Source organism: Halomicrobium sp. HArcht1-1 (assembly GCF_058933285.1).
This window is the reverse complement of record NZ_JBZYDL010000001.1, coordinates 111,846-126,844: the sequence shown is the minus strand read 5'-3', so window position 1 is coordinate 126,844 and position 14,999 is coordinate 111,846. Positions and strand designations below refer to the sequence as shown.

Genomic DNA, 14,999 nt, shown 5'->3' with positions numbered 1-14,999 from the left:
GATAGTTTTGATTAGGATCGCCTAGTAATTTCGGTCACAGCGGTACGTCGACGCACGGACCCCTCATATAAACGAGCTTTACCAGCGGTTCCCCGGATCCACCCGCAGATGGTAGATCTCAATCGACGGAATCTAATGGCGAGTTCGGTGGCAGCGGCGCTCGGTGCGAGCGTCGCGGGTGTCGCGAGTGGTGACGAAGTGGGTGAATCGGACACGCCGGGTGCGCCCGGTGTGAACGGGTCGTTGAAGCGGTTCTCGACGACCTCCTTCGGCGCGGAAGTGACTGGCCCGTTCGTCTTTCAGGACGGCAGTCTCCTCTACAGCAACCAACACCCCGCGACGGGCGACCGTGGCGGCGACTTCGAAAACTCGGACGTGAAGGCCAACGAAGCGCCCTTCGACCGGGCCGGGGTGGGCTACTTCAGTGGCTTCACGTTCGAACTGGACGGCGACAACGACGACTTCTCCGAGCTGTCGGTTCCCTCGACGGTCGACGAACAGGGACGGATCCGTTCTTCGGAGGGCGAGTACGTCTTCCTGGCGCACGCTCGGGAAGAGATCCAGGGCGGCGACGAGCGATTCGGCGTCGTCCAGACCCCCGACGGCACCGAGATTACGCAGGACAACTTCGCGGGGACCCAGTACGGCGCGGCCGCGACCAACCCCGACTGCAACCAGTTCATCCCGACGAACGACGACGGGACGGAGGGGTATCTCTACACGAACTGGGAGAACAGTCCGGGCAACGTCACTCGTCTGCCCGTCAGTCGGACCGACGAGGGCGAGTGGGAAGCGGACCTGGAGAACGCCACGAACCTGGCGAACACGGAACCGCTCCGCGAACTCGGCGGGACGCGGATCAACTGCTACGGCGACCGCAGCCCGTGGAACACGATGCTCTCCTCGGAGGAGAACTACGCTCACCCCCGTGTTTCGCTGACCAACACGGTCGGCGACATCGAGTCGGCCGGCACCGGCAAGGGGCTCGTCGCCAGCTGTCAGTTCTGGAATCGGCCGAACCCGGTGGGTATCCAGGACGCGATCGACGAGTACTACGGCGACGACTCGTGGTTCGTCCAGGGGTACTGGGCGCTGGACGGCGTCGAGTTCCTCGCGTACTACCTCGGCGCAGAGCAGGTCGACCAGACCGGCGACAACGAGAACAACACGACGAACCCGATCGGCGACGTGTACCCCAACCCCTACCGCTACGGCTACCACGTCGACTTCCGCGAGCCGGCCGCTGAGACCCCAGAGCCGATCAAGTACTACGTGATGGGGCGAGCGGCCTGGGAGTCGCCCGACGTGTTGCCCGACGAGCGGACGGTCTATGGCTGCTCGGACGGCGACAGCAAGGGCATCTACAAGTTCGTCGCCGACGAACCGATCCCGAGCTACGAGGACCCGATGGACGTCGAGGGGACTCTGTACGCGCCGAAGATCACCAACGACGCGGCCTCGGTCGCCGACGGCGGCGAGCGCAACTCTCCGGCAGCCGCCTCTCTGGAGATCGAGTGGCTGGCACTCGGCCACGCCAGCAACGCCGAAATCGAGTCCTGGATCGCCGAGTACGACGACGTGACCCAGGAGGATTACCTCGAAGCCCACGCCGAGACCGACTGGACCGACGACCTGGCGACCGCGCTCGAAGAGGCCGACAAGGCGGTCGTCGAGGACGGCAACCAGAACTACATCACGAACGACGAGATCGTCGAGTGGGCCGCCCAGTACGAACAGAACGGCCCGGAGAACGTCGACGAGGCGCTCCGACGCGTGCCCTTCCTCGAAACGCGCGCCGCCGCCAAGGAGATCGGAGCCTCCATCGAGTTCAACAAGGCCGAAGGCGTCGACAGCCAGGACGACGCCGGCCCCGGCGACTTCGTCTACTTCGGCATCTCGGAGTTCAACGACGCCCTCGCGGACGACGAGGGCGACGTGCAGATGGACCGCGTCGACGGCGGCGTCGTCTACCGTGGCCAGATCGAACGCGACTACAACGTCTCGACGCTGGAGCCGGTGATCGTCGGCCCCGACTTCACCGATCCGGCCGCCGACGCCGACGACGCCTTGCGCAACATCGACAACGTCTACGTGATGGACGACGGGCGCGTGCTCTGCTGTGAGGACGGCTTCGGCGGCCCCGCTCGTTCGTACCCCAACGACGGGCTGTACGTCTACCAGCCCGACGCGATCCTCGACGCTTCGGCCGTCGCCGTCTCCCCGGAGGCGACCGGCACCGTCGATCTCACGATGAACGCCGCGCCGGGTGGATTCGCCGGTGGGGAGTTCACCGTCTCGCTCACCGATCCCGAGGTCGCGGCGATCTCCGACGTGACGTTCCCCGACGCGATCGGCCTGCAGAAGGTCAGTATCGCCGACGACGGCTCGAGCGCGACGATCCGAGTCGGCGACATCGAGCGCTCGATCCAGCCCGGCTCACTCGACGTGACGCTTGCCGGCGTCGAAGTCACCGGCAGTGCTCCCGGCACGACGGACCTCGCGGTGTCCGTCGAAGGGATCGACGACGAGGCGGGCGTCGAGATCGGCGTCGAGACCCGTCGCGGGCTCGTCATCACCGGCCCCCCCGCTGCCGGCGGCGGCGCTGTCCCGGAAGACCCCGACAGCGACGGGCGCTACGAGGACGTCAACGGCAACGGGCGCGTCGACTACGACGACGTGGTCTTGCTGTTCGAGGCGATCGACTCCGACGCCGTCCGGCTGAATCCGGAGGCCTACGACTTCAACGACAACGGTCGGATCGACTTCGACGACGTCGTCGAACTCTACGAGGAGATCTGATCGTCGACCGATGACCACTCGACCGCTCGTCCTCGCCTGCGTCGTCGTCCTGGCGGCCTGTCTGGCGGTCGCGCCCGCCGGAGGCGTCCAGAGCGAGCCGACGCTCACGATCGACGACGCGACGCTGGAACCGGACGGCTCGACGACGGTTCGCGTGGCACTCGACTCGGCTCCGGACGGACTCGCCGGGTTCGAGGTCCGCCTCGCGCTCCGCTCTGGCGTCGCGACCGTCGGCGGTGCCGAGTATCCCGACCAGTTCCGACCAACGACCGACCCCGACGTCGGTCCCGACGGCCGGGAAATCACGATCGAGGCCGCAGACCTAGAGTCCGCAGTCGGCCCGGGTGCCACGAACGTGACCCTCGCGACGGTCACCGTCGAGGCCAACGGCACGGGCACCGCGCCCCTCGCCGTCGAGGCTGCCCAGATCGACGACGACGACGGCGGTCGCGTCGATCCGGGGACGGCGGCGGGGACCATCGCGGTCGACACGCCGACGGCGACCCCGACGGAGACGGACCGGCAGCCGACCACCGACGCCGCGTCCGGCGGCGAGCCACCCGAGACGGACGCGTCGGGCGGCGGTGCGGTGACGACGACGGGCTCCGGTCCCGGCTTCGACGCTCTGGCCGCGGCGCTCGCACTCGCGATCGCGGCCCTGCTGGGCCGACGACGTTGACCTCGGCTACTCGGTCGCGTGGCCCGACTGTGCGAGTTCGTGGGCGCGCTCGTTGCGCCCCCGCCCGACGGCGCGGTAGGTGACCGTCGGGATCTCGTCGACGGCCGTCCGGACGGCCGCGACGCGCTGGCGCATGATCCGGTCGCCCGGCGTCGCGTCGGTCGCCGGGTCGACCGCGTCGATCACCGCGTCGGCGTCGCCGTGGACGTGTAACGATGCGATCCGCCCGTCCAGGCCCGCGACCGCCTGCACGCCCTCTAACAGCGCGCGGTACTCCAAGTGTGCGCTGGAGACGAACGTCCGAACCGGGAGCGATCCCTCTATCATCGTCTCCGTGCCGTCTTCGACGACGAACCCCACCGCTGCGGAGGTCGGCGTCGCGTTGTCCTCGCCGTAGCGGACGCTCGCGTCGAAGTACAACAAGAGCGACGGCGGGAGCGGGTCTGTCCGTGGCGTCACGGCGACGACTGGGGCCTGTAGCGACAAGTCGCTGTCGTCCGACGAAACGCTACGTTCAAGTGCGACCGAGGTACAACGTGTGAACGAGCGCCGTTGGTGAGCGAACGTGCCGGTTCGCGATCCGCGGGGTGAACGAAAAGAGCGCCGTTGGTGAGCGAACGTGCCGGTTCGCGATCCGCGGGGTGAACGAAAAGAGCGCCGTTGGTGAGCGAACGAGTAGTTCGCGATCCGCGGGGCGCGAACGTAGTGAGCGCGCCGTTGGTCCAGTGGTAGGACATTAGCTTCCCAAGCTAATAGCCCGGGTTCAATTCCCGGACGGCGCATTCTCTCGTGACGCTCGTCGCCGAGCCCGTCGTATCTCGTTCGCGTCCGACAGCCGGCAGTATAAACCTCCCCGTGGCGTACCCCGCCCCATGAGCGACGTACCCGACGGATGGGCCGACGAACTGCGAGCGAGTCGCGAGGAGAAAGATACCTTCTTCGACGAACATCGCCAGTCGCCGATCCCCCCAGAGGACCGCGAGGACTTCGATGGGCTGGACTACTTCGAACCCGATCCGACCTACCGGGTGACTGCGACGGTCACCGTCGCCGACTCGCCCGAGCCGGTCGAGATGGAGACCAGCGACGGCCGGACGGTCCGCTACCGGCGCGTCGTCACGTTCGACTTCGAGATCGACGGCGAGGCGTACGAACTCGCGGGCTACCGTCAGGACGCCGACGACGCGATCTTCGTCCCCTTCCGCGACAAGACGACCGGCCAGCAGACCTACTCCGGCGGGCGCTACATGGAACTGGAGCCCGACGAGACCCTCGCCGACGGCGACGAGGTCGTGCTCGATTTCAACCTCGCGTACTCGCCGTTCTGTGCCTACAGCGAGACGTTCTCCTGTCCGCTCCCACCCGAAGCCAACTGGCTGGAGACGACGATCGAAGCCGGCGAGCGAGAGTACTGACGGATCGGTCCCGACCGGCCAGTCAAACCGGCACCGATTTGTAGCGAGGGTAAAAATACCGGGGCGGTATGACCGTCACGATCATCGGCTCGCAGCTGGGCGACGAGGGGAAGGGCGGCACCGTCGATCTCTACGGTGAGGGTGCCGACGTCGTCGTTCGCTATCAGGGCGGCGACAACGCCGGCCACACCGTCGTCGTCGGCGACGAGACCTACGAACTCTCCTTGCTGCCCTCCGGCGTCGTTCGGGGGAAGACCTGCGTCATCGGCAACGGCTGTGTCGTCAACCCCGAGACGCTGTTCGACGAACTCGACGCCCTCCGCGAGCGCGGCCTCGACCCGGACGTGCGCGTCGCAGAGCGCGCCCACGTCATCTTCCCGTACCACCGGCGACTGGACGGGATCGAAGAGGAGGACAAAGACGAGGAGGTCGGGACGACGGGTCGGGGGATCGGCCCGACCTACGAGGACAAGGCCGGCCGGCGGGGAATCAGGGTCGGCGACCTCCTCGACGAGGAGGTGTTGCGGACGCGACTGGAGTACGTCGTTCCCCAGAAGCGTGCCGTCGTCGAGGAGGTCTACGACAAGCAGGCCGGCGAGGAACTCGACCTGGCGACGCTCTTCGAGACCTACAGCGGCTACGGCGAGCGACTCGCCGAGGAAGGGATGACCGTCAACTGTGGCGACTACCTCCAGTCTCGCATCGACGACGGCGACGAAGTGCTGCTCGAAGGCGCACAGGGGACGCTCATCGACATCGACCACGGGAACTACCCGTTCGTCACCTCGTCGAACCCGACCGCCGGTGGGGCCTGTACCGGGACCGGACTCGGGCCGACCGAGATCGGGCAGGGCGAGATCGTCGGCATCGTCAAAGGCTACGCCACCCGCGTCGGCAGCGGCCCGCTGCCGACCGAGCTGGCCGGCGTCGAGGGCGACACGCCGGGCTACGAGGGCAGCGAGGCGCAGCGCGCCTCGGACCACGAAGCGGCGCAGCCGCTGAGTGATGCCGGAGAGCGCGAGGAGGAACTCGCGACCTACATCCGCGACGAGGGTGGCGAGTACGGCACGGTCACCGGCCGACCGCGCCGTGTCGGCTGGCTCGACCTCCCGGTGCTTCGCCACGCGACGCGGGCCAGCGGGTTCACCGGCGTCGTCGTCGGCCACATCGACGTACTGGCCGGCCTCGACGAGGTCCAGGTCGGCGTCAGCTACGATCTCGACGGCACCGAGATCGACACCGTCCCGCCGACGACCGAGGAGTGGGGTCGCTGCTCGGTGAATTACCGCACGTTCGACGGCTGGCCCGAAGTCGACTGGGACGCCGTCGCCAGCGAGGGCTACGACGCGCTCCCGGAGAACGCCCGCGACTACCTCGAATTCGTCGAGAACGAACTCGATACGCCACTCTATGCCGTCGGCGTCGGCCCCGGCCGCGACCAGACCATCGTACTGGAGAACCCGACGACGTAGCCCGGTCTCGTTCACCGACCGACGACGGCCGTATCAGAAGATGCCGGTGACGAATCCGATCCCCATGACGACGAGGACGACCGCGGAGAACACGGGGAGATACGGCGCGTACCGCTCGACGCGTTCCTCACAGCGCTGGTAGCCCGCGATCAACAGCATCGTCAGCCCGACGATGCCGACGATGACCGTCATCGCGTACGCACTCATGAGTTCGAGACACGCGTCCGAACCGGCACAGAGCGCGATGATCTCGAACTCTTCTTCGTGTGCGAACCCCAGGACGAACGCGAACCACGCGATTCCCAGGAGCCCGCGGTCGGTGTCCATCTCTCCGTGTGCGTGTCCGCCGCCGACGAACGGGGCCACCGTCTTCAGTCGATCGACGAGGCTCCGGTCCGCTCGCTCGCGCGACTGGGCGTGCTCGTCGCTTTCACTGTGGTGCTCGTGACTGCCGTCGATCTCGTGTCCGTGATCGTCGGTGCCCGCGTGGTGGTGTCCCTCGTGGCCGTCGTCCGTGTCGTGTGTGTGACCGTGGTCGTGGCCATCGTCGTGGTCGTGGCCGGCACTGGTGCCGTGTGTGTGGCCCGACAGGTACTCACGGAGCCCGAGCGCGATCAGCAGGACGCCGGCCACGAGACTGACGGGGCCGCCGATCTGGAGGCCCCCGAACACCGTCATCGGCTCGTTGACCTGCGTGAGGCTGAAATACTCCTTGGCGTAGAAGAACGCGCCGACCATCGCGATGCTGCTGACGAGGTGGCCGACGCCGAGGATCAGGCTCGCGGCGAAGCCGTACGCCCACTTGTTCGTCTGGTCCAGGGCGTAGGAGGCGGCCACGGGCCAGCCGTGTCCCGGTTCGATGCCGTGGATCACCCCGAGTGCGATCGCACCGATCAAGAGTCCGGCTCCCTCGAAGTACACCATCGTACCCAAAATCCCGCCACAGGCGGTGTTATAGCTTCTTAATACCGTTCTGGGGTGATCGTCATACGTGACGAGAGACGGACACGTCTCGCACCCGCGACACGGACGTTCCCGTCGGCGTCAGCGTTCGACGGTCAACAGCGCGACCCGCTCGGCGACGAGATCCGAGAGCGTGCCACTGGTCGCCGCCAGCTCGGCCTCGTTCACGTCGAAGAACTCCCGCACGAGCACCTCGTCGTACCGACCGAGCGTCTCGCCCGGTTCGAGCAGGTCGCTGACGGCGTCGGCGGCCGCGGCCTCGCTGCCCTCGCCCGTGGGGTCGTGGACCACGACGACGGCGGGCTGGCTGCCCTCTCCGACGCCCATCGCCAGCGCACGGTTGATCTGGCGGCGACCGGCGGCGTACAGCAGGATCTCGACGGCCCGGTCGCGGGCGATCGACTCGCCGCGGTCGAACGCGCGATCGGCCAACTCGACCGCCCGTTCGAGGTGCCGTCGGTCGACGACGTAGCGGGCGTCGAACGGCTGGACGACGACGCCGTGATCGTCGCCCAGCGATCCGAGTCGCTCGACGAACTGGTCCACGTCGTCGACGGTCGCAGTGCCCTCGATCACCTGCATCAGAAATCACCCAGGCTGGTCTGGTCGTCTGTCGTCTCCTCGTCGTCCGATCCTCGCCCGTCGCCGTCGCTTCGCTCGTACGACACGTCCTCGGAGGGCTCGACGCCGTCCATCGACGGATCGCGGTGGCCGGCGCTCTCCAGGACGTTCTCGGCGGTCTTGGCCCTGCCGCGCAGCGCCGCCAGCACGACCGACTTCTCGGCGTCTCGGAGGTCGGCACGGCTCTCGATGCCGGCGTCGAACAGCCGTCGTGCCCGCTTGCGCCCGACGCCGCGGACGCCCGCCAGGTCGACCAGCTCCTCGCGGACGCCGTGCTCGACTCGGGTCCGGGCGCGCCGGATGGCCGGCGCGGCGTCGAGCCCGAGTTCGCTCGCCAGCGACTCGGCGGCCCCAAGCAACCACTGGGCGGACTCGACCTTGCCGCGGATGTCGCCGGGGCCGACGCCGTAGCGGTCGGTGATCTCGTCCTCGTCGACCTCGCTGGCCCAGTCTTCCAGCAAGCGTGCGGTCTTGAGCGCGGCGAGCCAGTCCTCGAACCGGTCGTCTTCGAACTCCGACGGCATCCGCCCGAGGAACTCTGCCTCACGTTCGAAGGCGATCTGGCTGTACTCCTCCTCGTCGCCAGAACGGAGGTACAGCTCGTACATGTCCGGGGTGCGCGCGACGAGGTGGTACAGTCCCATCGCAGTCGGGTCGTTGACTGCCTCGCCGTCGCCCGCCTCGTCGGCGAGCTCGCTCGCGGTCGTGAAACCGGCCGGTTCCTCGCTCGCGTCGTCGCCGCTGGCACCAGAGCCACCGCCCGACCGCAGGCCGTCGATGATCTCGGCGGCACTCATCGGATCGAGGTAGAGCCGGGACACGGTGTGGCCCAGCGAGGTCGCCGAGAGCTCCTCGCCGTCACGCTCCAGAAAGTCGTTGCGCTGCAGGTAGCCCAGCACCTCGTCGACGACCCGTTCCAGCCGGCCGCTCTCGTCGGTCTGGGTGGCATAGAGCGTTCGTTCGAGGAACTCGAGCAGCCCGTCCCGAGAGCGGGCGAACCCACTCGCGACCGTCGCCAGCAGGTGAGTCCGCAGCGCCGGCTCGGCGGCCAGCTTCGACTGGACCGGCTCGGGATCGGCCCAGACGTACCGGTCGAACAGCTCGTCGAGTTCGTCGTGGCTCGCGGCGGGGATGATCGCCTCCCCGTAGGGATCCAGCCCCGGACGGCCGGCCCGCCCCATCATCTGGTGGACTTCGAGTACCGAGAGGGGCTGCATTCCGCCAGCGGTGCCGTCGTAGCGTCGCCAGTCCCGGACGACGACCCGGCGGCTGGGCGTGTTGACCCCCGCCGCCAGCGTCGGCGTGGCGCTGACGACCTTCAGCAGGCGGTCGCGAAACGCCTCCTCGACGAGTTCGCGGTGTCCCGACGCCAATCCGGCGTGGTGAAACGCGGCCCCGTCGGCGACGGCGTCGGCCAGGTCGTCGCTCGTCTCGGTGTCGCTCACGTCGCGGATCTCCGCGGCCACGTCCGCGAGTTGCTCTCGCTCTTCAGGAGTCAGGGCCTCGCGGGTGACGCTGGCCAGCCGTCCCGCGGCGGCCTCCGCGTTGCGCCGGGAGTTGACGAACACCAGCGTCGAGCCGTCGTCGTCGAGGGTGTCCCGGACGATGGCTGCGGTCTGCTTCTCGTTGTTGCGGACCGGCAGCTCCGACTGGCTGCCGTCTTCGAGGTGCAGCGCCTGTCCGAAGTGGACCCCCTTCTTCAGGGAGATCGGTCGCCAGTCCGAGTCGACGAGTGCGGCGTCGAGCCACTCGGCGAGCACGTCGGCGTTGCCGATCGTCGCCGACAGCGCGACCGTCTGCATGTCGGGGTTGATCCGTCGCAGCTTCGCGAGGGTCACCTCCAGCGTCGGCCCGCGTTCGGCGTCGTCGACGAGGTGGACCTCGTCGCTGACGACACAGGCCAGGTCGTCGAGCCACGGCGCGTCGTTGCGCACCAGCGAGTCGACCTTCTCGCTGGTGGCGACGACGATGTCCTTATCGGCGAGCCACCCGCCGTCGGATTCGTAGTTGCCCGTCGAGACGCCCACGTCGAGCCCGTACTGCTCGAACTGCTCGAACTCGGCCTGCTTCTCGCTGGCCAGCGCCCGCAGGGGAACGATGTACAGCGCCGTGCCGCCGAGAGCGGTGCCGTCGCCGTCCGCGGATGGGTTCTCCGGGTCGGCCCCAGGACTCACTTCGCTCGTTCCGGCGGCGTCCGTGATCGCCGACAGCATCGCCAGCTGGGCGATCAGGGTCTTGCCGCTGGCGGTCGGGATGCTGGCGACGAGGTTCTCGCCACGCGTGACGCCGGCCTCGACGGCCTCGGCCTGCGGTGGGTACAGTGCCTCGATCCCCGCCGACTGCAGGTGCTCTGGCAGCCACGACGGAACACCTGGCAGGTCCGCAACGTCCATTACGCCCCGATTGGCCCCTGCCGTGGTTTAAACTGTCGCCCTCGCGTCGCGCTCGTGTTTAGTGAAGCGAATGGCGGCCGTTGCTGCACTGAAAGCCCTCGACACGTTCGGCGGCGTCTGTGGCGGATATCCTCGCTCCCGCTCGGATAGAGCCGCCGCAGACGCCGCGAAGCGCGCCTCGCCCTTTCATCCACCAGGCTCGTGGACAGTGCCACCAGCTACGTCCTGGCGGATGAAAGGGCGAGCGCCGTTCCGGGAACCCGGACCCTGCAAGCACCCACCGGAGCGCAGCAGTGGTCCCGGGACCGGAACGGCGCGAGGGCTTTCGGTGCATTGCTACCCAAAATCTGTTCACGAAACACTGCCCGCATCGCCCCCGTGGCCGATGGCGACAGCACTTTGCCCGAGAGGCCGCAATCGCCGGTATGCGAATCGAGTACGACCGCGACACCTGCATCGGGATGTTCCAGTGCGTCGCCGAGTGGGACGCCTTCGAACGCGACGAGGACGCCGGCAAGGCGGTGCTGGCCGACAGCGAGGAGACCGACGACGGCGTCTTCGTCCGCGAGGTGCCCGACGGCGCGGAACTCGACGCGAAGTTCGCGGCCCGCTCCTGTCCCGTCGACGCGATCGTCGTCTACGACGACGACGGCGAGCAACTGATTCCCTGAGCGGTCAGCGACGACGACCGGACCGTTCGGGCGAGGTCAGTGTCTCGATTCGGGACTGCTCCGTTGCTCGATCAGGTCGAATACGTACAAACCGTGGATTTCGTTTACGTCGGGACAAAAAGTCAGAGGAGTGGCGTCGGTGGATAGACACCGGTTATTCGCCGGAGGAGGAACTCTGTCGCGCCGAGTACGACTGCGAGAACGATTGCGAGCAGCAACACGGACAGGGTACCGATGTACGGGTTTCCGAGACCGCCTTCCAGCGGAAAGAGAACTCTGACAGAGAGACCTGTCAGGAGGAGGGCCGGGGTCACCAGCGTGTAGCCCAGCAGTGCGTATGCCACGATGCACGCGAGGATCGCTGTGACGCCGACGAGGAGACCGTACAGGGCGAGAACGACGGCTGGTGACTCCGGGAGGCGTGTGAGCGGACTGTCGAGACTTCGGGTCGTCATGATGATTCCTGCTGTAAGCCCGTACAGCAGTCCGATCACGAGAGTGAGCCCTCGGGGACCGCAATCGAATGGCGTTGCATTCGACGGCACATCTGGATTAAACGCACCACGTCGTAAAAACACCACAGTACGATGCTCCGTTACCGAGACGGTACTCGCGGTGTGAAAACACCACAGTACGATGCTCCGTTACCGAGACGGTACTCGCGGTGTGAATAAAAGACGAGACGATCAGATTCGACATCGCCGCTGTCGACGATCGAAACGATCCACACACCGATCTCACTGGGGTCGTCCGGTCGGGTGTGGCTCGATTTTGCCCGTCTGTGCTGTACTCCCGAGGAGACACACTGTCAGCGCGAACGTGTTATCTTACACACAGATTGGCGAGTAGAGAGGCTTAAATAGCACAGATCGTACACTTGGGGTGTGAGCGGTTCGCACTGCGGTGGCTAGGTACTAATCATGACAGAGCAATACGACCTCGTTATCGTCGGCGGTGGGATCAGTGGCGCATCGCTTCTCTACACGGTCGCGAACTTCACCGACATCGAGAAGATCGCGCTCGTCGAGAAGGAATCGGAGATCGCGGCGATCAACTCACACCACACGAACAACTCCCAGACCTTGCACTTCGGTGACATCGAGACCAACTACACGCTCGAAAAAGCCGAGCAGGTCAAGGAGGGCGCGGAGATGCTCGCGGGCTATCTCGAAAACGTGGACCCGGACCGCGAGCTGCACAGCAAGCGCTCGAAGATGGTGCTGGCCGTCGGGGACGAGGAGGTCCAGAGCCTCGAAGACCGCTACTACGAGGAGGGCTTTGGCGACCTGTTCCCCAAACTCGACGCCATCGACCGCGACGAGATCGCCGAGATCGAGCCGAAGGTCGTCGAGGGCCGGGACCCGACCGAAGAGATGCTCGCGCTCCAGACCCCGGACGGCTACGTCGTCGACTACGGCGACGTCTCCCACTCGTTCGTCGAGGACGCCAAGGAGATCGACGGCGTCGACGTGTTCACCGGCACCGAGGTCACCCAGATGGACGACACCGAGGACGGCTACATCTTCCAGACCGACGCCGGCTGGTTCGAGTCCGACGCGGCCGTCGTCGCCGCGGGCTCTCACAGCCTCCAGATCGCCAAGGAGATGGGCTACGGCGAGGGGATGTCGCTGCTGCCGGTCGCCGGGAGCTTCTTCCTGGCCGACGACTTCCTCAACGGCAAGGTGTACACCCTCCAGATGAAGAAGCTGCCCTTCGCGGCGGTCCACGGCGACGCCGACGTCCACGACGACTCGGTCACGCGCTTCGGACCGACGGCCAAGCTCGTCCCCGCGCTGGAACGGGGCGAACTCTCGACCGTCAGTGACTTCTTCGACGTGTTCGGCCTGAACGTCCACTCGTTCCTCAGCTACGCCAACATCCTCGCCGACCGCATCCTGCTGCCATACGTGCTGAAGAACCTCGTCTACGACCTGCCCGAGGTCGGCAAGCGGGCCTTCCTGCCCCACGTCCAGAAGGTCGTCCCGACCGCCGAACTGGACGACATCGACCGCGCGAAGGGGTACGGCGGCGTCCGGCCACAGATCGTCGACACCGAGAACAAGACCCTGGACATGGGCGAGGCCAAGATCACCGACGACGACGTGATCTTCAACATCACCCCCTCGCCGGGTGCCTCCACGAGCCTGAAAAACGCCATGCGTGACACCGAGCACCTGGTCGAGGCGCTGGGCGACGACTACGAGTTCGACAAGGAAGGGTTCCGCTCGGCGACCATCGAGCACTTCCCGCGCGCCGAGACCGCCGACGAGGACGACGAGCAGGCGAAAGCGCCCGCACAGGACGACTGAACGCCGTCGCCGTTCGCTGATTCGTCCCCGACGCTTTGCACATCGCCAGCGAAACTATCAGTACCGTTCGGTCTAGATTTCGTCTCGATGGTCCGTCGCCGCCTCGCGCAGCTGGTCGCCTGGCTCTCCACACTCCCCGGCCGGTTCATCGACGGCTTTCCGGCACTGCTGTCCCGGTACGGGCTGGTCGATCGCGACAAGTCGACGGAGGCGCTCGACCTGGCTGCGCCCGTGATGGTCACCGGCGGTCTGCGGATCTTCCTGCGGATCGCGGACTTCGCGATGGTCGGACTGGCGCTTGGCGACGCCGCCATCGCCGGGCTGGAGCTTGGCTTTCAGTACTACTTCATCGGCTTCGGGCTGTCGCTGGCTGTCACCTCGGGGACGATCAGCGTCGTCTCTCGGCTCCAGGGCGCTGGCGAGGAAGCGCGGGCGGACCTCGCGGTCAAGCAGTCGCTGTGGCTCGCGCTCCTGATCTCGGCACCGCTGACCGTCGTTTCGTGGGTGTACGCCGAGCCGCTGGTTGGGCTTCTCACGAACGACCCCGACGCGATCCGCTTCGGCGGGGTCTACCTCTCGATCGTGATGCTGTCGCTGGCCCCCCGGTTCTGGAGCATGGTCGCGGCGCGGGCGCTTGCGGGCAGCGCGGACACCCGGACGCCGATGTACGTCCGGCTGTTGACGCTGCCGACCAACATCGTCCTCAACGCGGTCCTGATCTTCGGGCTCGGCCCCGCGCCGCGGCTGGGGATCGCCGGGGCCGCCATCGGGACCGCCGTCGCCAACACGCTCGCGGCGGCCGTCTTCTTCGCGCTGCTGGTCTCGGGGCGCTACGTCGTGACGCTCCGACTCGGCGGCCGCCAGCTGGATCTGGACCTGCTGACCGAGATCGTCCGCGTCGCGCTCCCGCTCTCGGGGATGCGCCTGCTCCAGACGTTCGCTCGCTTCCCGTTCCTGTTCGTGCTGGGCGTGCTCGGGACGCCGACGGTCGCCGCCTTCGCGATCGGCCGCCGCGTGATGTTGCTCGCGCTGATGCCCGCCTGGGGGTACTCGACGGCCGCGAGCACGCTCGTGGGCCAGTACGTCGGAGCCGGCGACGACACCGACGCGGGCGAGTACGGCTGGCAGACGGTCCGGATCGCGCTGGTCACCCAGCTGCTGATCGCCGCCGTGCTGGTGGTCTTTGCCCGTCCCATCTCGCTGCTCTTCGGGACGGAGTACCCGGACCTGACGGTCACGTTCATCCGCGTGTTCGCGCTGGCGGTCGCCGGCTTCAGCGTCTCCCGGACGATGCGTGGCAGCCTCCGCGGTGCCGGCGACACGCGCTGGCCCCTCTATGGCACCTTCGTCGGTTCGTACCTCTATCGCATCCCCGTCGCCGTCCTCGCGCTACCGGTCGGCTTCGCCGTGACAATCCCCGTCCTCGGGATCACCCTCACGCCCGGCATGGGCTGGGGGCTGCCCGCCATCTTCGCCGCCATCGTCGGCGACTACTACGTCAAGGCCGCGGTCAACACCGGGCGCTTCTGGACGGGGAAGTGGCGTGCCGTCGCCCGTGCGTCGGGGGTCGGTGCGGACGATTGACCGAGAGCATTGCTTCGCGTGTGCGAACAGGAGTCATCGGGAGCGCAGGTGCCGATGACTGACCAGGCGCAAACTCAAGCTTTAATTGCCGAC

General features: G+C 67.2%; 12 protein-coding genes and 1 tRNA gene. 8 read left to right on the top strand and 5 right to left on the bottom strand.

Annotated elements, in window-relative coordinates:
• Nucleotides 1-108 precede the first annotated feature (108 nt).
• Nucleotides 109-2,799: an alkaline phosphatase PhoX gene (locus AC5FRZ_RS00685; RefSeq protein ID WP_493563611.1), complete on the top strand. Its 2,691-nt coding sequence runs from the start codon at nt 109-111 to the stop codon at nt 2,797-2,799.
• A gap of 10 nt (nt 2,800-2,809) precedes the next feature.
• Nucleotides 2,810-3,478: a cell surface protein gene (locus AC5FRZ_RS00680; RefSeq protein WP_493563610.1), complete on the top strand. Its 669-nt coding sequence runs from the start codon at nt 2,810-2,812 to the stop codon at nt 3,476-3,478.
• 6 nt (nt 3,479-3,484) lie between these two features.
• On the opposite strand, the gene AC5FRZ_RS00675 is transcribed toward AC5FRZ_RS00680, so the two are convergent.
• Nucleotides 3,485-3,937 (bottom strand): reverse transcriptase-like protein, encoded by a 453-nt coding sequence (locus tag AC5FRZ_RS00675; protein ID WP_170092953.1) that lies wholly within the window; start codon nt 3,935-3,937, stop codon nt 3,485-3,487.
• 252 nt (nt 3,938-4,189) lie between these two features.
• On the opposite strand from AC5FRZ_RS00675, the gene AC5FRZ_RS00670 reads away from it, so the two are divergent.
• From AC5FRZ_RS00670 to AC5FRZ_RS00660, 3 genes are all read left to right on the top strand, one after another.
• Nucleotides 4,190-4,260: transfer RNA gene (locus AC5FRZ_RS00670), tRNA-Gly, on the top strand.
• Nucleotides 4,261-4,350: 90 nt separating this feature from the next.
• The gene (locus tag AC5FRZ_RS00665; protein WP_493563609.1) at nt 4,351-4,893 is read left to right on the top strand and encodes a DUF1684 domain-containing protein; all 543 of its coding nucleotides are present in this window, start codon (nt 4,351-4,353) and stop codon (nt 4,891-4,893) included.
• A 68-nt stretch (nt 4,894-4,961) separates the two neighbouring features.
• The gene (locus tag AC5FRZ_RS00660) at nt 4,962-6,365 is read left to right on the top strand and encodes an adenylosuccinate synthase (RefSeq protein WP_493563608.1); all 1,404 of its coding nucleotides are present in this window, start codon (nt 4,962-4,964) and stop codon (nt 6,363-6,365) included.
• A gap of 33 nt (nt 6,366-6,398) precedes the next feature.
• Here the strand turns inward: AC5FRZ_RS00660 and AC5FRZ_RS00655 are convergent, their stop codons facing one another.
• The 3 genes from AC5FRZ_RS00655 to AC5FRZ_RS00645 form a co-directional block, all read right to left on the bottom strand.
• The gene (locus AC5FRZ_RS00655; protein ID WP_493563607.1) at nt 6,399-7,289 is read right to left on the bottom strand and encodes a hypothetical protein; all 891 of its coding nucleotides are present in this window, start codon (nt 7,287-7,289) and stop codon (nt 6,399-6,401) included.
• 120 nt (nt 7,290-7,409) lie between these two features.
• Nucleotides 7,410-7,910 carry a KEOPS complex subunit Cgi121 gene (gene cgi121 / locus AC5FRZ_RS00650; RefSeq protein ID WP_493563606.1) on the bottom strand — a complete coding sequence of 167 codons (501 nt, stop codon included), beginning with the start codon at nt 7,908-7,910 and terminating at the stop codon, nt 7,410-7,412.
• A complete protein-coding gene (locus AC5FRZ_RS00645; RefSeq protein ID WP_493563605.1) occupies nt 7,910-10,342 on the bottom strand; it encodes an ATP-dependent DNA helicase in 2,433 nt (810 codons plus the stop codon). Before AC5FRZ_RS00645 ends, cgi121 begins: the two co-directional genes overlap by 1 nt.
• Nucleotides 10,343-10,767: 425 nt before the next feature.
• Here AC5FRZ_RS00645 and AC5FRZ_RS00640 point away from each other — a divergent pair, with 425 nt between their 5' ends.
• Entirely contained in the window at nt 10,768-11,013 is a 246-nt protein-coding gene (locus AC5FRZ_RS00640; protein ID WP_170092947.1) for a ferredoxin, read from the top strand.
• 122 nt (nt 11,014-11,135) lie between these two features.
• Here the strand turns inward: AC5FRZ_RS00640 and AC5FRZ_RS00635 are convergent, their stop codons facing one another.
• Nucleotides 11,136-11,507, bottom strand: a complete 372-nt coding sequence (locus AC5FRZ_RS00635; RefSeq protein WP_493563604.1) for a hypothetical protein — start codon at nt 11,505-11,507, stop codon at nt 11,136-11,138.
• A 426-nt stretch (nt 11,508-11,933) separates the two neighbouring features.
• On the opposite strand from AC5FRZ_RS00635, the gene AC5FRZ_RS00630 reads away from it, so the two are divergent.
• Together AC5FRZ_RS00630 and AC5FRZ_RS00625 are read left to right on the top strand one after the other, a co-directional pair.
• Nucleotides 11,934-13,322, top strand: a complete 1,389-nt coding sequence (locus tag AC5FRZ_RS00630; RefSeq protein ID WP_170092945.1) for an FAD-dependent oxidoreductase — start codon at nt 11,934-11,936, stop codon at nt 13,320-13,322.
• Nucleotides 13,323-13,409: 87 nt separating this feature from the next.
• Complete coding sequence (locus AC5FRZ_RS00625) at nt 13,410-14,906, top strand: MATE family efflux transporter (RefSeq protein WP_493563603.1); 1,497 nt, start codon at nt 13,410-13,412, stop codon at nt 14,904-14,906.
• Nucleotides 14,907-14,999: the final 93 nt, after the last annotated feature.

What these genes read in the sequence shown, in the direction of transcription:
- AC5FRZ_RS00685 (WP_493563611.1), top strand. Translation starts at nt 109, where the DNA reads ATGGTAGATCTCAATCGACGGAATCTAATGGCGAGTTCGGTGGCAGCG.
- AC5FRZ_RS00680 (WP_493563610.1), top strand. Translation starts at nt 2,810, where the DNA reads ATGACCACTCGACCGCTCGTCCTCGCCTGCGTCGTCGTCCTGGCGGCC.
- AC5FRZ_RS00665 (WP_493563609.1), top strand. Translation starts at nt 4,351, where the DNA reads ATGAGCGACGTACCCGACGGATGGGCCGACGAACTGCGAGCGAGTCGC.
- AC5FRZ_RS00660 (WP_493563608.1), top strand. Translation starts at nt 4,962, where the DNA reads ATGACCGTCACGATCATCGGCTCGCAGCTGGGCGACGAGGGGAAGGGC.
- AC5FRZ_RS00655 (WP_493563607.1), bottom strand. Translation starts at nt 7,289, where the DNA reads ATGGTGTACTTCGAGGGAGCCGGACTCTTGATCGGTGCGATCGCACTC.
- cgi121 (WP_493563606.1), bottom strand. Translation starts at nt 7,910, where the DNA reads ATGCAGGTGATCGAGGGCACTGCGACCGTCGACGACGTGGACCAGTTC.
- AC5FRZ_RS00645 (WP_493563605.1), bottom strand. Translation starts at nt 10,342, where the DNA reads ATGGACGTTGCGGACCTGCCAGGTGTTCCGTCGTGGCTGCCAGAGCAC.
- AC5FRZ_RS00640 (WP_170092947.1), top strand. Translation starts at nt 10,768, where the DNA reads ATGCGAATCGAGTACGACCGCGACACCTGCATCGGGATGTTCCAGTGC.
- AC5FRZ_RS00630 (WP_170092945.1), top strand. Translation starts at nt 11,934, where the DNA reads ATGACAGAGCAATACGACCTCGTTATCGTCGGCGGTGGGATCAGTGGC.
- AC5FRZ_RS00625 (WP_493563603.1), top strand. Translation starts at nt 13,410, where the DNA reads ATGGTCCGTCGCCGCCTCGCGCAGCTGGTCGCCTGGCTCTCCACACTC.